We start from the raw sequence: 20,558 nt of genomic DNA, 5'->3' as shown, positions 1-20,558 counted from the left end.
GCTTTGGTGGCGGCGGTTTTGGTGGTGGTGGAGCCACAGGAGGCTGGTAATTATTACTCGTTATACCGTAAAGAATAAAGAATTTTTAAAAAGCCTCTAATTTTAGAGGCCTTTTTTATTGAAATAAGTATTTTTAAATCAATGAAGAAAATAGGAATCATAGTAACGTTTATAATATTAACAAGCTGTACAAATTATAGTCAGGTAAACTCAGTAATTTCACTTCCTAAAAAGCTAAAAGAAGTTTCTGGAGTAGAGATGGTTGCTTCAAACCCAAATCTTTTATGGATGCATAATGATAGTGGGAATAAGAGTAAACTATACCAAGTAAATCTGGAAGGAAAAGTAGAGAAAACGGTTACTATTAATGCTAAGAACATCGATTGGGAAGATATTACTTCAGATGAAGAAGGAAACATTTACCTTGCCGATTTTGGTAACAATGCAAATACTCGTAAAGAGCTTGTAATTTTAAAGTTAAATGGTAATGATCTTATTACTAAAAAGGCTATTGATCCAGTAAAAATTCGATTTACATATCCAGATCAAAAGAAATTCCCACCTAAAAAGAAACATCGTTTTTTTGATGCAGAGAGCTTATTATACCTAAATGGGGACTTATATATTTTTACAAAGAGTAGAGTGAAAGGAGTATATGGAAAAACAAGTTTGTATAAAATCCCAGCAAAGGAAGGAACGTATGTAGCAGAGTATATTGACACATATGAAAATTGCCATAAAATGCATTGTTGGATTACTGCGGCAAGTATTTCACCAGATCATAAAAAAGTAGCGTTACTTACACATAATAAAGTATTAGTCTTTTCTAATTTTCCATCAAATAATTTTTTTAAAGGAACTTTACAAACCTATGATTTAGGGTTCGATTCTCAAAAAGAAGGGATAGACTTTAAAGATAATAACACACTTTATATTACAGACGAAAGATCTCACGGAAACGGAGGTAATTTGTATGAATTTAGTTTGAAAAAATGAGAACTATTTATACCATCCTAGTGCTAATTCTTTGCAGTTCATGTACGGGCAAAAAGTCAGCAGCTAATCCAAAAATAGACAAAGTAATAGATCGTGAAATAGTCGTTCCAGAATTTCAAACTATTATTGATTCAGCCAATGTTAAGGGGGCTATTTTGATGTATGATTTAAAAGATAATACGTTCTATTCAAATGATTTTGCATGGATCAAAAAAGGTAAATTACCAGCTTCTACATTTAAAATTACCAATTCAATTATAGCATTAGAATTAGGAATTGTTGAAAACGACAGTACTATTTTTAAATGGAATGGAGAAAGAAGAAGACTGAAAATCTGGGAGCAAGATTTAATGTTAAAAGAAGCGTTTCACTTTTCATGTGTTCCTTGTTATCAGGAGGTAGCAAGAAAAATTGGACCAGAAAGAATGTCTAAACATCTAGATAAATTAGTGTATGGAAATATAAATGTTGATTCCACTAATATTGATATGTTTTGGCTTGAAGGAACATCTAGAATTAGTCAGTTACAGCAAATAGATTTCTTAAAGAGGTTTTATCAATCGGAATTACCAATTTCTAAACGAACAGAATTGATAATGAAACGAATGATGGTGATAGAAGATACTAATAACTATATACTTCGAGGAAAAACAGGTTGGTCAATTAGAAATGGAAAAAATAATGGGTGGTTTGTAGGGTATGTAGAAACTCAAAACAACACATATTTCTTTGCTACGAACATTGTACCTAAAAAAGAATTTAATATGAGTATGTTCCCATTAATTAGAAAAAAGATAACTATGAAAGCTCTAAAAACCATGAAAATAATAAAATAAAACACAGCTAGTATATATTTAACTCCTCATATAAAGGAGTATTTTCATCTCATAATTAAGGTTCTTTTCTTCAAGAAACTTGCGTTTAATTCCTTAGGATATACCAATGATTTCTAAATAGATTTATTGCTGAATCAACCAAAGTCAATCAGTATGAGTCTAAGAAGAAAACTAAGGAATCTTGGTAGAAAAACTAAGAATGTAGCTAAAAAGGTAGGGAGTACTGTAAAGAAAACTGTAACATCTCCTGTAAGTACAGCTAAGAAAGTGGGAAGTACTGTAAAAAAAGCGACAACATCAACAGGCAGAGCAATTAAAAACGGAGCAAAAAAAGTAGGAAGTGCAGTAAAAATAACTACAAAGAAGGCTGTGCGAATTATTAAAAATACAGGAAAGAAAGTATTAAAAATCGGTGATTTTAAATTGAACTGTCATTTCTTAATATGTCATAGTAAAATAGAATTTTCAGATGAAGAAGTAGAAGCTTGGATTGCTAGGAGAGTAAACCATGCAGAGAGGCTATATGCGATGAAACCAAGATTAAAAATTAAACCAAGTTTTTCGAGAGTTAAAAATGGTGAAGAGTTTTTAAAATTAAAATTCTTTTCAGGTAAAGATTACAATTCATTTATGAATAAAAAGTTTGATAATATTTCAGGACTTTTAAAAAAAGGGAAATTACATTTTTTAATTACTGAAGAATGGAGTATCGAAGGAAAACAACCTTGCGGAAAAGCTTTTTTTATGCATTATCCTGGATGGAAAAAACATGCGATCTATATGAAAAGACATTGTGGTTTGTCTACTTTCTCACATGAATTGGGGCATGTATTTGGACTATTACATACATTTGAAAAAGTAGGTTTATGCAATAGAAAGTATCCGAAAAGAAAAGGAGGGACTAAAAAGAATGGACGTTCTAATTTAATGGATTATGAAAGAGAAAACAATGTATACATTAACGATTGTCAAGAACGAGTAGCAGCTGCAACACGCAGACGTTTAATGACAGTTACAGGAAAAGTAAAGTATTATAAATTGTCAGGGCTTTTCTAGTTGGTTGTTATTGATTTAGAAATAGAAAACTACTATTTGGAAATTTTATAGGTGTTTTTTGAAATAAAATAGAGAACTTAGCAATAGAATATTTTATGTAAGTGGTGAGTTGTTTTTAGGTTATAAATATCCTCATTTAAGATAATTTAAAACAGGTCACATATTAAATAAAACTATATGTTGAATTTACTTAAAAAATACCGACTAGAAATTTTACTTTCTGTTTTTTATGGATCTTTGGCTATTGGTGTAGTTATTATTTTTAAATAGTATTTACGAATATTAATAACCAACCAGCAACAAAAAATAAACCTCCGATAGGTGTAATAGGACCTAAAACTTTTAGTTTTTTACCAAAAGCATCAGATAATACCAACCCATAAATACTAAAAGAAAATAAGAAGATACCTACAATAAAACAATAGATAGTATTTGTATATTGTACTTGATACGTACTACCTAAGACTAATAATACAATAGCATGGTACATTTGATATTTTACGCCAGTTTCAAAACTAGCTAGTTGTTCTGTAGTTAACTTTTTCTTTAAAGCATGTGCTCCAAAAGCACCAAAAATAATAGCTAACATTCCAAATAATGCTGCAAAACCGATTGTTAATTCTTGACTCATGTTACGAAGGTACTATTAAATCGAGAAAATAGAATATTGTTTTTAACTCTAATTATTATCTATTTCAATCTAACGAATTTGAAACCAAAATTTATATACTTTTTTTAATTAGATTTTTAATGTATAGACAAAAAACAATTTTGAATGGAATTACATTCGTTTATTATTTTTTGTTAAATTCGCCAGAACTTTGAAATCTAAATAGCTATGAAATATATAATTTCAAGACAAGCATTAATGCTATCTTGTCTTTTTCTTACATTTTCAACTTTCATTTTTTCTCAATCTAATGAAAATTATGTAAAAAGAACTGAGTTTAATTCAGCAACAATACCAACAACATTAATATTGGATGAAGCTGTGTCGAATACTAGTTTTACTGCTGCTTTGTCTATTAGCCTTAAACCAGGATTTCATGGAACTCCTAACGTATATTTAAATGTATTACCTAGTAATTCAATACCGAACCAAGAAAGTATCACATATTATGATGGGTTAGGAAAACCAAAACAACAAATAGCAATAGCTCAATCTCCTGAAGGAAAAGATATAATTCAACACCTTGAATATGATGAGTTTGGTAGGGCATCAAAACAGTTTTTACCATACGAATCTTCAGGAGGAGTTTTAGGTTCATATAGAACAGGTGCTAATATTGCAACTAAAACATACTATCAAAATAACTATCCGGAAGATTTTGTAGGTGTTAATGATGTTAATTTAATAACTCCTTATTCTCAAAAAACTTTTGAATTATCTCCTCTTAATCGTTTAGAAAAACAAAGTTCTCCTGGAGAACTTTTTAAAATAGGTAGTGGTCATGAGTTAAAGTTCGAAAACAAAATTAATATCTCAAATGAGGTGAAGAAGTATACAGTGAATTCTGATGGAACTCTAGATGGAGGAAACTTGTATTATAACGAAGGGGAACTTATTAAAAATGTCTCAAAAGGACAAAACTGGAAAGTCTCAGATGGAAAGAATTATACTACTGAAGAATTCAAAGATAAACTTGGGAAAATTATTCTAAAAAGAGTATACAATGATAATTTACCACATGATACTTATTTTGTTTATGACGATTTCGATAATTTAAAATATGTTCTTCCTCCAAAACTAGTGGAAGCTTATTCAAATAATACAGTTTATAGTAATTATACTACTAGTTGGTCACTTAATGATTTTTTGCAAGATAGTGCAACACCTAACTCATTAAGTTTTGAGGTAATTAATGATATCATTAATATTAATGGAACTTTCACTAACTCAAACTTTTCTACATTTAAATTAAATTCGTCAACTTCTAAAAACATAAATATTACTCCTTCCATACCAAATATGTCTATTGGGACAATTAGAGGATTAGTAGGATGGCATTCTCTAACAATTGCTCCTATATATGAAGATGTTGGGGAAATTAAAATAGAAAATGGTAATTTGGTTATTTCAAGAATTGAAGATAGAGGTTTTTTTCATGCCGAAATTAATATTTCTAAAACACTCGCAAATTCTAGCATTATACCTCAAGAAATATTGAATAACCTCGCATATCAGTACAAATATGATGAATGGAATAGGTTAGTAGAAAAGAAATTACCAGGGAAACAATGGGAATATGTAATCTATGATTCACATGATAAGCCTATTTTAACTCAGGATGGTGCATTGAGATCAGATAATTTATGGGCATTTACAAAGTATGATAATTATGGAAGAATTATTTATAAAGGATTATACTCAAGCACAAAATCTAGAAATAATTTACAAGTAGAAGTAGATAGTTATATTGACGGGAATAATAAAAATAATTCTGAAGAAAGAATTTCTTCTACAAAAATAATAGGTCAAATAGCTCTAAATTATAGTAATACAGCATTTCCAATAACTAATATTACTGAGGTTTTATCTGTAAGTTATTATGACGACTATAACTTTGTAGATTCAGATAAACCAGCTATCCCATCGTCAGTTTTAAACCAAACGATTACAACAAGGACTAATGGATTAATGACTGCTTCGTGGATAAAAACATTAAACCAAAATACATGGTCTAAAGCTTATACTTTTTATGATGAAAAGGCCAGGGCATTAAGAGTGCATTCCAAAAATCACTTAGGAGGATACACAGTTGTTGATAGTCAAATTGATTTTGGCGGAACTGTAACAAAAACCATTTCATCTCACAAAAAAACAACTTCAGAACCTCTAATAACTATTGTTGATGAATTTGAATATGATCATGCTAAAAGATTAAAAAAGCAAGTACAACAAATTAATAATGGACCAAAGGAAGTTATTGCTGCTAATAGTTATGATGGAATAGGTATGTTAGTAGAAAAGAAGGTTGGAGGTGCTACGACTACACCATTGCAAACAATAGATTATAAATATAATATAAAAGGAGCTTTAACACATATTAATGATGTGAATAGTGATTTATCTACAGCTTCAGATAATGATATTTTTGCTTTTAAATTGAATTATGAAAAAACTACAGAAGGAACAGCTAGTGTCCCTCAATTATTTAATGGAAATGTAACACAAACTATTTGGAAAAATAGTATTATAAATGATAAACAAAGTTATACTTATAATTATGATGCGTTAAGTAGAATAACAGGTGCAAATTATAGAAAAGGGAATTCTTTAAATACTGATGGAGGAAAGTTTGGAGTTTCAAATATTACATATGATAAAGGAGGAAATATCGGTACACTACAGAGGACAGGAGTAAGTGGTCAAATTGATAATCTGACTTATACATATGAAGAAATAGATTCACAAACGACCAATAAATTAGTAGATGTAGTAGACTCTACAAATAATCCAGAAGGATACAGAGATACTAATGCTTCAGGAGAGAATTTTAGTTATGATAGTAATGGACGCTTAATAGGTGATAAAAATAAAGGCATAACAAATATTTTTTATAATCATTTAGACTTGCCAAAGGAGATTATATTTTCTAATGGAAATAAAATAGAGATTATATATGATGCAGCAGGAAACAAATTAGAAAAACTATTTATAACTTCTGGAGGAAACACCAAAACATTATATGTTAATGGATTTCAATATCAAAATGACCAGCTACAATTTTTTCCTCATTCTGAAGGATACACATATAAAGCGGGAAGTGATTTCAAATATGCCTATGTATATAATGATCATTTAGGAAATAATCGAGTGAGTTATTCTGATGTTGATGGAGATGGAACAATAAGTAGTAGTGAAATTTTTAGTAAAACAGATTATTACCCTTTTGGTTTAACACATAATGGAGAACACATTGCAGGAATAGGAAGCAATTATAATTATAAGTACCAAGGAAAAGAATTACAGATAGAAAATAATTTACAACAGTATGATTTTGGATCGAGGGTTTATGATGGTTCAATTGGTCGCTGGTTTGTTGTAGATCCACAAGGAGACCAATTCTATTGGATGTCACCTTATGGAGCTATGGGGAATAACCCTATTGTAGTTGTAGATCCTGATGGAGAGTTTTGGTTTGTTTTAGCAGGAGCCTTAATTGGAGGATATATAGGAGCTAGCTTACAACAAAAATCATTTAACCCAGGGAATTGGGGGAATGACTGGTGGAAAGGTGCATTAGTAGGTTCTGTTTTAGGAGCATATGGGGCTCAATCACTAATGACAGGATTATTCAAAGGAAGTTCCTTTTTTGCGGGTAAAAAAACAGTATTTACTAAAATTCTAATGGCTTCTGGAAAAGCAATGAAAAATTCGTATATATCTGGATTAACATCTAATCTTGAATTTGATGAAAATGGTTTAACAGTTGATTTTAGTTTTGATTTAGATAAAGCTTTAAAAGCAGGAGCATTAGCTGGTGTTGGTAGTTTAATAGGAGGTCATCTTGATAAACTGTATAAACCAGCAACACATGAATTTAAAAATGGAGGAGTTGTAGAAAAGACTGCAGCCAGTGGTTTACTTAAAGATTCAAAATTTTTAGGAAATATGTCTAGAAATCTAGCAAGTAATGTAACAGGAGGTGTTTTTTCTAACTTAATAGATGGTAAACCAGCATTTAAAAATTTGAGTTATTTAAAATTTGCAAATGGTTTAGTTGAATTTGGAGAAGGGAAGAAAATCGTAAATACAAGTACAAGTACGTTAATAAGTAATGGTGTTAGCTTTGGAAAAGCAGCTTATACAGGTACACTTGGAGATTTTGATTTTAATAATTTTAGCTTTGACAGTAGTGAAACGAAAGCAGTTTTTAAATATAAGGTAAAGGAAATTTTCCCAGGAAACCTTAAAGTTATGGATATATTACCCCACGGGTTAGCTGTAGGTGCTTCATTAATAGGTACTGCTTCTGTAATTGGACTTAAAGTTAAATAAGTATTATAAACTGGAAAAAACGATACTATGTATCTAATGTATTCTCATATTTTTCTTTCAGGTATAATTGTAGATGATTGAAAATACAGTTAATGAATTTAGTCATAGAAATATATCAAGTGATAAAAGAGTATAAAAAATAAACAAATATGAAAAAGATTATTTTAAACATATTGTTCTTAGTTATATGCATACCATTTTATGGTCAAAGGGAGGCAGTAGAACCAGTCTTACCAGAAAGTTCTCCGTTTCATTTAGGAAAAGACATTGAAGGGTCAATACAAAATTCTATAAATAAAGCTACAGGTAAAGTTATTTTCTCAGTACCTATATCAACAATAAATGCAAATACAGTTGCTACCAATATTTCGTTAACTTATAATGGAGATTCAGCCTTAGAAGAAGCAAAAAACACCAATGAATTTAATCCTACTAGTACTTTAGGAGTTGGATTTAGTTTTGCTGTACCAAAAATAGTTGTTGACCATAAGGATACGGCAGCTAGAGATGATGATACTTTTTATCTTATAGATGGAAATAGTACGGAACTAATATGTGTGGCAAAAACAGATGAATATTTAGAATTTAAACCCAAAAAATATGCACCTTGGAAGATTAAATATTATTTAGGTAACAATGATTATTGGAGTATTATTAAAGAAGATGGAGTTATTTATCAATATGGAGCTGTCCCGTCTGATGGTGTTTTGAGAACAAATGCTAAATCTTATGTTTCTACTTGGGGTAATTGGATAGGAAATTCTAATCAAAACCCAACAGGTAATTTAGTTACTGAGTGGTATTTGTACAAGATTAAAGACCAATGGGATAATTATATCCACTTTAAATATGATAAAGTCATTGGTAAATTAAACTCACAGTTTCCAAATGCAACTTTAAATAAACATACAGAAGCAGTTTACATTAGAGAAATTGAATCATCAAACAATTCTAAGGTAACATTTACATATGGAGATAAAATTCCACAAGAATACTTTGAACCTCATACAGAGCAAGCTGAACCTGATGCTTATCAAGAGAAATATGAGAAAAAATACTTACAAAACATTCAAACATTTAATTCAAATAATGAGTTAGTTTTTAAATATAAATTTGAATATAATTTAGTAAATATTTCAGACCCTACTAAGCCTTATATTGGGAAAAGATATTTAACAAGAATCATTCAAGAGAATAAAAATGGAGAATCATTACCTCCGCAAGAATTCGAGTATAATATAACTGGAGACTTTAAAGGAAGTTTGAGTAAGATTACATATCCAACAGGAGGTTCTGTAAGTTATAATTACGCTAAGAAAACATTATTTTATAATAGTGCAAATAGATTTGTAGGAAACCAACCTAATGTTTCAGGGTATCAATTAGAAGCTTCTTTAAATGTAGGAGATTACGTCCTTGATTTATATAGAACAGTTAACTCGGTTAGTGGTAATTTATATAGATATAAAATAATTCGTTACCATTGGACAGGAGAAAATTGGAGTACTAATGAGTTTACATTTCCACATTTATTGACATGGGATTATGGAGATTTACATTGGAGGTTCGATGGTTTTAAAATGGTAGTTGCGCCAGACTATTATGGCTTTATGTACCACAATAGAGCTAATAAAACAGCTAATTTATATTTATTTCACTTAAAGAATGATGGTAAAACTTGGACATCTTCTTCTTTGTATAACTCTTCAATAGAATCTAAAAATAAAAGTCCTTATGTTGAAGATCCAAGTTTTTTAAATGGTGAGAATTTTGTTGCAATAGGAACTAAAAGATCAGGAGAATTAAGAATTTATACTTGGAATGGGATAAACTGGAATTATAAATATATAGAGCAAAATGCTGGTGAGTATTATTACGCGGCAAGAAATAACTTTATTTTATCATTAAATGAAGATGGTTCGAAAGATTTATCCAATAATATATTCTACGATGATAATTATTACATACACTATTTAGATAGTGAAAAAAAGTGGCACACTAAATCTTGGACACAGAGAGCATTACAGAGTATGAGAACTGTAGAAGAAGGTAGTTATTTTTATCCGAGTAACGCTCTTTCTGCTTATGTAGCAGATGACAATCCAGAATATTTTTTAAGATGGGATAAAAACTATAATCTAACTAATGTAGATAATGTTCTTGGTGGGTATAGTGATCAAATTCCTATTTATAATGTTAATGGAGAAATGTTTGCCGTTGATAATACATATAAGCAAGGTTTTAGAAGTCCTAACAGTAATTTACATAAATTGGCTAGATTTAACGGGATAGATTGGAGCAGATTAGGTTTAAATAGTAATACTAGAACCAGAGGATATTCTAAAGATTTAATTTTTTATCAGAGAAATAATACATCTTCATATTCACTATATAACCCAAATGATAATAACTGGTATTCTGGAGATGTACAATATGCTACTAGCACAACTATTACAGATTATAGTCCTAGAACTACTATTTTTGGAAAATTTATTTTTATAGATAAATATCTTTATAAGCTTAATGAGAATCCTTTTTCTGCACCTAATTTGAGTCCTTTTACTTTTCTTGAAAATATGCCTTTTGAAGTAAGACTTGCTGTATCTAACGGATATAACAAAGGATATGTTTCTTCTGCAGAGTTGTATTTGGCCCCAGGATATTCAACTACAATAAATACAAGACTTTATTACATTAATAAGAAAACAGGTAGAAGGTCATATATCAATTTTGATGGTAAATTTGGAATGGAGGGATTAGTTGATTTTGGTGGATATTTACAATTCTTAAATGGTAACTCAATTTACTTAAGAAATATAGGAACATTTAATCCAACGGGACCAAATTCTAATGTTTCAAAATATTTATATCATTTTATCGACGATCAAATAGAACAAAATGTATACGATATTGTTGTAGATAATATACAAATTGACAATAAATTAGATCCATTAAGAAAAATTAAGTTTTCTTTCGAAGATTATTCTTATTTGTCTGATGAAACAGCTTTTTATGGTAAGGTAACTACAGAGCATAAAGGATTTGGGAATAGTAATAACGGAAAAATAATTAATTTCTTTAATACAGGGACTTCTGATTTACGTCTTATAGGTACTCCTATAAAAACAGAAATTAGAGATTCAAATAATATATTGAAAAGCGAGATGATATATGATACAGATGTATTTTTGAAAAACTACTTCAATTCATCTAATGTTTCTGTTGGTAGAGGATATTATGTTAGAACAACTCAAAAAACGGAAAACCTTATACAAGAAAACGGTTCTTTAACCTCAAAAGAAGAGTATCGATATAACAATCTCGGCTTATTAGATACTAAAACTATAGTATCTAGTAATGGAGAAAGTTCGGTTACAACTACCACACTTTATGCAAATTTATTGTATCCTTTTTTAAATGATAAAAATATAATGAATCAACCAGGGAAGTTGATTCAGAAAAGAGGTGATAAGATTATAGGTGTTTCAGAAACTAAGTGGAAAGAAGAGAATAACAGAGTTTATCCATACCAAATGTTAGCAGGTATTTCTAAAACTAAAGTTTTAACTGAGATAACAAAAGTTAATAATCTAGGACTTGCTCAAGAAGAAAATAACGGAAAAGGTATTTATAGTGTAAATTTATTTGGATATGATAATAAGTATCAAGTAGCAAAAATTAACAATGCAACATATAATCAAGTTATCGCTAATTTAGATGTGTCATACGCTACATTACAAACGTTAAACTCTGCTTCTTTAAAAACAGAATTACTAAAGTTATACACTAGATTACCAAATGCTTCAATTACTTTGTCTTTGTATGATAATAATGGTAATATAATATCAAATATAGATACCCGAAAGGAGCAAGTTAATTATTTCTATGATGCTTATAATAGGCAAGTTTACACAACAGATGCCCAAGGGAATAAATTAAATCAAACTGAATATAATTTTAAACAATAATTATTTTACTGTTCAAAAATAAAAAGAGCTTCTTATGAGGCTCTTTTTTATTTTAAAAACGTGTGAAGTTATCTTTATTTCAACCCCAATAAATTTTGAAGTTGTAGTTTATATGTTCTACCAATAGGAATCGTATGCTCTTTAATAACAATTCTATTTCCTTCAATAAAGTTGATATGTTGTTTTGCAACTATAAAAGATTTATGCACTTGTATGAAGTCTTCAGTTGGTAGTTTTGTAATTAACTCAGAGAGTTTTTCTCTAATAACTATACTAGTATCTTTCGTAATTAACTTACAATAATTACCAATAGCTTCTATATAATGAATAGTATTTTGATCGATTTGTATTAGTTTCTTATCAGACTTAAAAAAGAAGGATTTGCTTTTCTCTTTAGAAGTAGTTGTAATACTAGCAGGAGTTGTTTGTGTTTCCTGAAGTTTATTAATTGCTTTTAAAAAACGTTCAAAACTAAAAGGTTTTAATAAATAATCAATAACGTTTAATTCATAGCCTTCTATAGCATATTCTTTATAGGCAGAGGTTACAATAACTTTAGGAGGATTGGCTAGTGTTTTTAAAAAATCAAACCCTTTTAATTTGGGCATATTTAGATCTAAAAAAATCAAATCTACAGAACGTTTATTTAAAACCTCTATAGCTTCAAAAGCATTGTAACAATTCTTAATGAGTTGCATGTTTGGTAAATTATCACAATAATCTTTTAGAATATCATGGGCTATATATTCGTCGTCTATTATTAGGTAACTAATCATAAATTAATATTCAATGTTGCGGTAAAAAGAGTGTCTTTTTTTTGTTGCGAGAACTTGTGATTGTTCGGATAAATCAGTTCTAATCTACGTTTTAAATTTTTTAAACCAATACCTTCTGTTTCGCTCATGTAAGAAGGATCTACATTATTTTCAATAACAAAAGTTAATTGCTGTTCTTGAGCTGTAATTTGAATATTGATAAAAGCATCTTCACATAAATTTTCTACTCCATGTTTAAATGCATTTTCAACTAAATTAATAAATAATAAAGGAACAATTTTATAATCAGGTTGATCTATGTTTTTTTGAAAAGAGATTTGTGTTTTCTTATGATACCGAGAAGTATGAATATGAATGTAATTCTCTATAAATGTAATCTCATCTGCTAATGAAACTAATTTTTTCTCACCTTCATAAATGCTATAACGCATCATATCAGACAATGTTAAAATAAGTTGCTGTGCTTTATCAGTATCTTTTTTTACTAAACCGTATAAATTATTAAGCGTATTGAAAAAGAAATGTGGATTTACCTGACTTTTTAAATGTAGTAATTCATTCTTTTTTTGTTCGTTTTTTATATCAATCAGTGATTTTAATTGCATAACTAACCAAGCTATACTTAATACAAGTAATAGTATATAATATCCTATGATAGTTAACGCAATTGGTAAAGGTGTGTTATCAAAAACAACAACAGAATCTTTGTCTAAGAACAAAACTTCATATCCAATACTTACAATTGGAATTATAAGGCTAATAATTACAAATCCTTTTAATAAAACTACTTTATGTTGTTGTATCCATTGTATCATATTTCAAATGTAAGATTAAACGAAGATACTGACTAGTTTTTGGGATGAACTGCATTTTTTGAATAGGTAAGAGAGTTGTTTTAGTGACAAACGCCATAACAGTTACAATTCGTACAGTTTTGTATAATTTGAAAGTAACTCATCACATTCTTTTTGAAGGAAGAAATCCCTCAGATAGTTTTGAATCGAATTTTAAAAACTATCAACATGAAAAAAAGAATCATAACCTATGTGAAAAATATTACAGGAACCTTATTTATATTATTAGTTACTGGCCTTTGTATGCTTTTGTTTATGAATGGAACATTAGGATATGAAACGAACCCGTTACGATGGAATCTTCATAATGAAGGACCGTATGTGTTTTATGAAAATGATAGTACGGTTAGTGTAAATTATATTCAAGGAAATAAAAAAGAAGGCTTTTCGGTTGCTAAAAAAGAATATCCGATAAATAATTCTGTTGAAGTCAATTCTCATTTTGTTTTAGATAATACAGAATTTACAATTCCATTAGATTTTAGTTTTGAAACACCAAAGGCTATGTATAGCGATGGGAACAAAATAATAGCGATTTCAGATATAGAAAGTAATTATAAAACCTTTCGAGATTTTTTGCTTACGCATAAAGTTATTGACACAAATTTAGAATGGATTTTTGGAGAAGGACATTTGGTATTAGTGGGCGATTTTGTAGATAGAGGGGATTCTACAACCCAATTACTTTGGTTTATTTATAGCTTAGAACAGCAAGCTAAAAAACAAGGAGGAAAAGTACACTTTATCTTAGGCAATCATGAGCTGAAAAATTTACAAGGAAACTTTAAATCTACAACCCAAAAATATAGAGCTGTAGCTAATATTCTAGAAAAACAACTATTCGATTTATATAGCGAAAACTCGTTTTTAGGAAAATGGCTTACCAGTAAAAATACGATAGAAGTAATTAATGGATATGTATTCGTTCATGGTGGATTGCATCCTTCAATAGCAAAAACGCCATATACATTAGAAGAAATTAATGAACAGGTAAAAACGTCATACAGAAAAGGATATTATCCTAAAAAAGAGAAACAATTATTAACATCTACAAAAACAGGAATTGCATGGTATAGAGGCTATTTTAAAGAAAATTTAAGCGAAGAAGAAGTAACAGCACCTATAAAACAGTTTAAAGCAAAAGCAGTTGTTGTAGGACATACTATTCAGAATAAAGTAAAAGAATTATTTAACGGAAAAGTAATTGCAATAGATGTAAAACACCCTGAGGATTATCAAAAGAGTTGGCCAGCTAAAAAATCGGAAGGATTATTAATAGAGAACAACACGTGTTATAGAATTTTGAGCGATGGAGAGCGAGTGATGCTGTAATTTTACTTGGTGAAAAAATAGCCTAGGAAACTTCCTAGGCTATTTTGAATAGTATATTTTATGAGTCATAATTAGACTTTTAGCGTCATTCCGAATTTATTTCGGAATCTCATCATCCTATTAAACAGTGATTGGGGATGAGAACCTGAAACAAGTTCAGGTTAATGTTTGTTATTTATTATGTATTACGGATAATCATTATATTTTAAGTTTCTTTAAAAGTTAAATCCTAAACTAAAAGAAAAACGATTTCCGTCATCACCTTTAAATAAGGAAATATTTGCTGTAAACATATCTAAACCACTTAACCAAACAGAACCACCATAACTAGAATTCCACACAGAAGATGCTGGTGCAAAAGGACTCCAAACTTTTCCATAATCGAAACCACTAGTAACCCCAAGTTTTAAAGGAATGAAGGCTTTAAAGCTAGCTAATCTTAAACGTAAGTCGTTCATGTGATAAAAGCTCTCGGTACCTGTAAAACGTTGATTGTTGTACCCACGTAATCCTACATTTCCACCCAATACAGCAGCATGGTAAATTTGGAAACGATTTCTAAAGTTAATTTGACTTCCAATTTCTGAAGCAAATACCAAACTTCTATTTGGTACTAAATTTTGATAGATAGCAAGCGAAGTTTTTAAGTATCCAAAATGTCTATCTGTAAATTCTGTATTCATTTTTGCTCCAACGGCCAAATCAAAGTCCATTCCTTTAGTAGGGAAACTTTCATTATCTACTCTGTGATGGTTAAAATATACTTCACCACCTACAAAATAATTACGATCGAAAATATTAATAGGTCCGTTAGAAAAATTAGCGGAACTAATATTTCTTCCAGGTGTATTTTCAACTTTAACAGCTTCAAAAGAACCAGTTAATTTTAATGTGCTACCCCAATCGTATCTTCTTACTAAAGAAGAGTTGATATTAAATTCTTCTTTTTTAACGCGGTAGAAATCTAAATTAAAGTTTTGGTCGAATACAGATTGATTTCCCCATCCAAAGAAGTTAAAAGCATAATTACTACTTGTTGCTCTTGCTGCTAATTCTAGACTCCATTTTCCAATAAACTCAGAAAACTCTCCAGCATAACTAACGTCAAAACCACTTGTGCTAGAATAATAATTAGCTGTTAAATTATGTTCGTTATCAAACGGTCTTTTCTTAAAACCATAACGTGTATGTGTAACATCTACACCAAAAAACAATCCGTCATCTGGGTTAAACCCTATGCTAGGAAATACTAAAGTAGTATTGTTTTCAATATCTCTATGGTTGTATGTATTTTTAAAGTAATTATCTTCTCTTAAATCGGCTAATTCTTTGCCTCCTTTTACTGTATTTTTCTTAGAAACAAAATCGTATACTTTTGTTTTTTTGCTCCAGCCAGCAACAGAAGAAGTATCGTTATACGTATCATGATTACGCCCTCCAATTAATCGAATTAAAATACCATCGTCTACATCGCCAGAAATATAAAATTCATCTTCACCATTTAATCCATATAATTGTACTTCGTCAGTTTCATCTGTTTTAAAAATACGATCGTAAATTTTTATATCTTTTCTAAAGATTTCTATACTCGTTTCATCATCGTTCAAACGCTTAATAATAAACTTATCATCCTTATCAGTTCCTACAACCTGAACTTTCTTAGCTTGTTTTTTATAATATTCTCTAGCAAATTTTTTCAATTTATCTCTACGCGATTTGATTTGTGAGATTAACTCCTTTCCATCAATATCATAAATGTTCTTAGGGAACTTTTTAATTGAAGCTTCAATTACATCATCAGTAAGATGCTTTTGAACATAATCAGCTTCTGCTAACCATTCGTCTAATGTTAATTGATTTAAGAATTCTGCATCAAAGAATCGTGGATAGTTATTATACCACTTCATATCTTTAATATCATCTCCCATAGATTGCATGTTTTTTACAAGAGGAGTATTCAATTTAAAAAGAGGAATTAACAATCCATCAAACTTAGAAAAAGGCTGATCTCGATCTCTAGGAATTGGTCTATAATACGTTTTACCTTCATCTGTTTTAAAAGAAGCAAAACGCCATTGATCTTCATGTCTATCCCAGTCGCCAATAACCATATCAAATAAACGAGAACGTATTGCAAAATTTTGATCTACTGAATGTTTTCCGTTTTTTCTAATTTTTTCTAGAACATCGTAGGTACTTATAATTTTTTTAGAATTACCAAAAGAAGCAATATCTTCTCTGTTTCCTGAAGGACGTTCTTCTAATAAATATAAACCACCACCAAAAACGTCGTTATACATTCCTAAGGCAGGTTGTTTAGGCATGTAATATAATTTTGGATTTGTATGATAAATTCCTGCTGCTTCTGCCATATCAGGAATTACAAAGGCAGCATAAGGGTGCGACATGGTAAAAATATCTTGTACTACATCTACTAAAAAAGTTCCTTTAAGAACTCCACCCATAATTCTACTTCCATCTTTATACATAGATCGAAGTACGTATTGCTTTCCTTCTGGATTTTCTAAACGTAAAGAGTTAGTTTGATTACCACCACCACGACGAATAGGTTTTAATCCGCCATATACCTTATCCAATTCTAAAACAGGAACTGTAATTTCTTTACCGTATTTTTCTCTGTTTAAATCTCCCCACATGAATTTGTGAAAACCAGAAACATCTACAGCGTCTTTAGGGTATAAAGAAGTAGTTACTTCTTTTTTATGTGCATTGTATTCAGAAAAATCAATAGTATCTACATCAACTCGTTTAAACGGAGCTATAATTTGCTTGCTAAAAAGTAATTTGTTGCCATCCTTATCATTCGCAGCATAATATTCAATAACAGCAGATCCGTCTTTGTAAAAGTTTAATTGAGCATATCCATAATTTCCATAGGTAAACTCAGCACCATAACCAATTAAAGCAGGAGAAGTTTTAGAACCTGAACCACTAATAACTTGTTTAAAACCATTGTTGTTTATGTATTGTAAGTTGTGTTCATGACCGCTAACAAAAACAATATTATTTTTAAAATCACTAGCTATTGTTTCTATTTCAGTAACAAGATCGTTGTATTGCTGATTGAAATTATCTGTTTGAATTCCAGCATGAGAACGAATAACATTTTTCAAAGTTCCTAATACAGGAATCGGACTCATATGATCTTTAAAAGAAAAACTACCTCCATGAGGACCGTTAGAATACAGAGGATGATGCATTGCAACAACCACATTTTTATAACGGTTCTTTTTAAATAAACTCCACAATTCTTCAATAAAACGTTCTCGAGTTCTAATATCACAGTTGTCGTTAATTTTTGGTTCTTCATCCCAGTCCATAATAAACCAACGACTGTCTATGGTAATTAAAGTTAATTCATCATTAATATTAATCTTATCTAAACCACAACCGTTTTCAGGTAGAAAAGAATTTTTACCCAATGCTTTTTCAACCATTTTCTCTTGACGTTTTAAACCGTCTACACCATTATACCAATCATGATTTCCTGGAATAAAAATTGGTTGTCCTTTATAATCTTTTAAAGCATCGATTTGAACTTGTAATCTGTGTTTTGTAAGCTCGTAATCTGGATGACTTTTAGGGTACATTCCATAAGGATAAATATTGTCTCCTAAAAAGATCGCAGCGCTATTTTTAGATGCTTTATCTAATGTTTTTTCAAAATAATTAAGAGCTACAGGAGCTTTATTATCTTTAGCATTTCCTGCATCACCAATTAAATAAAAGGAATAGACAGGTTTTTGCTCATTTTTAGGTGTGACAAATTTTTGTTTATCTAGGTATTGAGCCTTATAACTAGCACATCCTGTAATGATTAGTAGTAAGGCTGCTGAAAATAAACGTTTTGTGGTCATAATAATAAGTTAGTTCTATACAAAAATACAAATTAGTTCAAAGATCGATATTTTGCGGGTGTTAGTCCTGTTTTTTGTTTAAAAAGCTTACTAAAATGTTGGGGGTATCCAAAACCTAAATCGTAGGCAATTTCACTTACAGAACTAGTACTGCTTAGTAGTTGATCTTTTGCTTTACTTACAATGAATGAATGGATATGTTCTTTAGCACTTTTTCCGGTTTCCTTTTTTAATAAATCGCTTAAATAATTTGGAGACATATTGAGTTGTTCTCCACAATATTTTACAGTTGGAATTCCTAATTGATAGGGTTTTTCTGAGTTGAAATAATTCTTTAAAAAGATTTCAAATTCCGAAATATGATCTTGATGTAAATTCGTTCTTACATAAAATTGCCTGTCGTAATAACGATCGCAATAGTTTAGTAGCAATTCTATATTAGAGGTAATTAATTTTTGACTATGCTTATCGATATTTTGCTGGTATTCCTTTTTTATTTTTAGAATAATATCAGTTACTATTTGCTGTTCGTCATCAGATAAATGCAAAGCTTCATGTACTTCATAATCGAAAAAAGAATAGTTATTAATGTTTTTGCCTAACTCAGATTTTCGAATTAAATCTGGATGAAAAAATAAAAACCAGCCTTTTGTAGTATCCTCAACAGTTTCATCATTTGAAGAGATTACTTGCTCAGGTTTCGTAAAGACCATAGTTCCGTCTGAAAAATCATAAGAATTCCTACCATAGTTTAAAGAACAAGTAATTCCATCTTTTAATGAAATCATATAAAACCCTAATGCAAATTTTATATCTGTATATGTTATAACTTTTGGAAGTTCTTCCATTTTAATTACAGAAATCAAAGGATGTTTAGGGGAAGGAAGTCCCCAAAACTTATGTCCTTCTTCTATGGTATTGATATTTACAATCATGTATATAAATATAAGATATTCTAGAAAGAGTTATTTTTAGTTTATTTCCTGCATTTGACGCACTTGTTTTAAAAGCATTTTTTTGGGAGTAAATGGGAGCATTTTCATCATTACTTTTTGAGAAAAAGTGAGTCCAGAAACTACATCTAATTTTCCCGAAAGCATTCCATCATAACCATCTTTCGCCACCGAACGAGCGCTTACTGGTTTTTCAAATAAATTAGTTTTGTCCATTCCAGAAGTTGAAGCAAATTCTGTGGCCGTTGCACCAGGCATTAAATTCGTAACCGTAATGTTTGTATCATGTAACTCTTCGGCAATAGCATTACTAAAAAACGTAACATAAGCTTTAGTTGCATAATATACAGCTTGTAATGGACCAGGTAAAAAACTAGCTGTTGAAGACACATTCAATATTTTACCGCGATTTCTAGCTACAAAGTCAGGTAAAAAATAACGAGTTAATGCTGTTAGTGCAACAACATTTAAATTGATCATTGCTAAATCTTGTTCCCATGCTCTTTCATGGAATTTCCCATGACCACCAAATCCAGCATTGTTTATTAAATAATCTACAGTAATGTTTTCTTGTGTTATTTCGTCGTAAATTTCTTTGGCCGCTTCTGGCTGTGTTAAATCTTTTACGATGATTTTAACCGAGATTTCATAAGTTCTTTCTAAATTGGCTTTAATAGCAGCTAATTTATCTTGTCTTCTGGCAATAATAATAAGGTCACCATTTTGTTCTGCATGTAATTGTGCGAATTCTTTTCCTAATCCGCTACTTGCTCCAGTTATTAAGGCTACGTTTTTCATGTATTGTATTGGTTTTTAGAATTATACAACAAAATTAGCCTTGGGATAACGTTAAAAAGTATAGATTTTACAGAATAAAGTATATAAATTACTTATTTGGAGAAGAGAG

General features: G+C 29.9%; 12 protein-coding genes. 6 read left to right on the top strand and 6 right to left on the bottom strand.

Features of this window, described 5'->3' with window-relative positions; all coding sequences use genetic code 11:
• Positions 1-141: 141 nt before the first annotated feature.
• The 3 genes from ACKTTC_RS07765 (at position 142) to ACKTTC_RS07755 (ending at position 2,888) form a co-directional block, all read left to right on the top strand.
• A complete protein-coding gene (locus tag ACKTTC_RS07765) occupies positions 142-996 on the top strand; it encodes a hypothetical protein (protein ID WP_408039241.1) in 855 nt (284 codons plus the stop codon).
• Entirely contained in the window at positions 993-1,832 is an 840-nt protein-coding gene (gene blaOXA / locus ACKTTC_RS07760) for a class D beta-lactamase (RefSeq protein ID WP_408039240.1), read from the top strand. The genes ACKTTC_RS07765 and blaOXA overlap by 4 nt, the downstream gene beginning before the upstream one ends.
• A 153-nt stretch (positions 1,833-1,985) precedes the next feature.
• Positions 1,986-2,888, top strand: coding sequence for a hypothetical protein (locus ACKTTC_RS07755; protein WP_408039239.1), 903 nt, complete (start codon positions 1,986-1,988; stop codon positions 2,886-2,888).
• A 262-nt stretch (positions 2,889-3,150) separates the two neighbouring features.
• On the opposite strand, the gene ACKTTC_RS07750 is transcribed toward ACKTTC_RS07755, so the two are convergent.
• Entirely contained in the window at positions 3,151-3,519 is a 369-nt protein-coding gene (locus ACKTTC_RS07750; protein ID WP_408039238.1) for a DUF423 domain-containing protein, read from the bottom strand.
• Positions 3,520-3,726: 207 nt separating this feature from the next.
• On the opposite strand from ACKTTC_RS07750, the gene ACKTTC_RS07745 reads away from it, so the two are divergent.
• Positions 3,727-7,890, top strand: a complete 4,164-nt coding sequence (locus tag ACKTTC_RS07745; RefSeq protein WP_408039237.1) for a DUF6443 domain-containing protein — start codon at positions 3,727-3,729, stop codon at positions 7,888-7,890.
• Between the two features lie 149 nt (positions 7,891-8,039).
• Positions 8,040-11,858, top strand: a complete 3,819-nt coding sequence (locus ACKTTC_RS07740) for a hypothetical protein (protein WP_408039236.1) — start codon at positions 8,040-8,042, stop codon at positions 11,856-11,858.
• Positions 11,859-11,932: 74 nt separating this feature from the next.
• On the opposite strand, the gene ACKTTC_RS07735 is transcribed toward ACKTTC_RS07740, so the two are convergent.
• The gene (locus ACKTTC_RS07735) at positions 11,933-12,634 is read right to left on the bottom strand and encodes a LytR/AlgR family response regulator transcription factor (protein ID WP_408039235.1); all 702 of its coding nucleotides are present in this window, start codon (positions 12,632-12,634) and stop codon (positions 11,933-11,935) included.
• On the bottom strand, positions 12,631-13,449 hold the full coding sequence (locus ACKTTC_RS07730; protein WP_408039234.1) for a sensor histidine kinase: 819 nt from the start codon (positions 13,447-13,449) through the stop codon (positions 12,631-12,633). The genes ACKTTC_RS07735 and ACKTTC_RS07730 overlap by 4 nt, the downstream gene beginning before the upstream one ends.
• A gap of 207 nt (positions 13,450-13,656) precedes the next feature.
• On the opposite strand from ACKTTC_RS07730, the gene ACKTTC_RS07725 reads away from it, so the two are divergent.
• Positions 13,657-14,820: a metallophosphoesterase gene (locus ACKTTC_RS07725; RefSeq protein WP_408039233.1), complete on the top strand. Its 1,164-nt coding sequence runs from the start codon at positions 13,657-13,659 to the stop codon at positions 14,818-14,820.
• Between the two features lie 215 nt (positions 14,821-15,035).
• Here the strand turns inward: ACKTTC_RS07725 and ACKTTC_RS07720 are convergent, their stop codons facing one another.
• From ACKTTC_RS07720 to ACKTTC_RS07710, 3 genes are read right to left on the bottom strand one after another with little or no spacing between them, the layout of a single operon-like run.
• Complete coding sequence (locus ACKTTC_RS07720) at positions 15,036-18,698, bottom strand: metallophosphoesterase (protein WP_408039232.1); 3,663 nt, start codon at positions 18,696-18,698, stop codon at positions 15,036-15,038.
• A 32-nt stretch (positions 18,699-18,730) separates the two neighbouring features.
• Positions 18,731-19,633 (bottom strand): helix-turn-helix domain-containing protein, encoded by a 903-nt coding sequence (locus ACKTTC_RS07715; RefSeq protein ID WP_408039231.1) that lies wholly within the window; start codon positions 19,631-19,633, stop codon positions 18,731-18,733.
• A 36-nt stretch (positions 19,634-19,669) separates the two neighbouring features.
• On the bottom strand, positions 19,670-20,449 hold the full coding sequence (locus ACKTTC_RS07710) for an SDR family NAD(P)-dependent oxidoreductase (RefSeq protein ID WP_408039230.1): 780 nt from the start codon (positions 20,447-20,449) through the stop codon (positions 19,670-19,672).
• Positions 20,450-20,558 lie beyond the last annotated feature (109 nt).

This window comes from Tenacibaculum amylolyticum (assembly GCF_964511145.1).
In the GTDB taxonomy this organism is placed as follows: domain Bacteria; phylum Bacteroidota; class Bacteroidia; order Flavobacteriales; family Flavobacteriaceae; genus Polaribacter; species Polaribacter amylolyticum.
The sequence above is the reverse complement of the archived record's forward strand: the minus strand, read 5'-3'. Positions and strand labels throughout refer to the sequence as shown.

What these genes read in the sequence shown, in the direction of transcription:
- ACKTTC_RS07735 (WP_408039235.1), bottom strand. Translation starts at nt 12,634, where the DNA reads ATGATTAGTTACCTAATAATAGACGACGAATATATAGCCCATGATATT.
- ACKTTC_RS07750 (WP_408039238.1), bottom strand. Translation starts at nt 3,519, where the DNA reads ATGAGTCAAGAATTAACAATCGGTTTTGCAGCATTATTTGGAATGTTA.
- ACKTTC_RS07745 (WP_408039237.1), top strand. Translation starts at nt 3,727, where the DNA reads ATGAAATATATAATTTCAAGACAAGCATTAATGCTATCTTGTCTTTTT.
- ACKTTC_RS07755 (WP_408039239.1), top strand. Translation starts at nt 1,986, where the DNA reads ATGAGTCTAAGAAGAAAACTAAGGAATCTTGGTAGAAAAACTAAGAAT.
- ACKTTC_RS07740 (WP_408039236.1), top strand. Translation starts at nt 8,040, where the DNA reads ATGAAAAAGATTATTTTAAACATATTGTTCTTAGTTATATGCATACCA.
- ACKTTC_RS07720 (WP_408039232.1), bottom strand. Translation starts at nt 18,698, where the DNA reads ATGACCACAAAACGTTTATTTTCAGCAGCCTTACTACTAATCATTACA.
- ACKTTC_RS07765 (WP_408039241.1), top strand. Translation starts at nt 142, where the DNA reads ATGAAGAAAATAGGAATCATAGTAACGTTTATAATATTAACAAGCTGT.
- ACKTTC_RS07715 (WP_408039231.1), bottom strand. Translation starts at nt 19,633, where the DNA reads ATGATTGTAAATATCAATACCATAGAAGAAGGACATAAGTTTTGGGGA.
- ACKTTC_RS07725 (WP_408039233.1), top strand. Translation starts at nt 13,657, where the DNA reads ATGAAAAAAAGAATCATAACCTATGTGAAAAATATTACAGGAACCTTA.
- blaOXA (WP_408039240.1), top strand. Translation starts at nt 993, where the DNA reads ATGAGAACTATTTATACCATCCTAGTGCTAATTCTTTGCAGTTCATGT.
- ACKTTC_RS07730 (WP_408039234.1), bottom strand. Translation starts at nt 13,449, where the DNA reads ATGATACAATGGATACAACAACATAAAGTAGTTTTATTAAAAGGATTT.
- ACKTTC_RS07710 (WP_408039230.1), bottom strand. Translation starts at nt 20,449, where the DNA reads ATGAAAAACGTAGCCTTAATAACTGGAGCAAGTAGCGGATTAGGAAAA.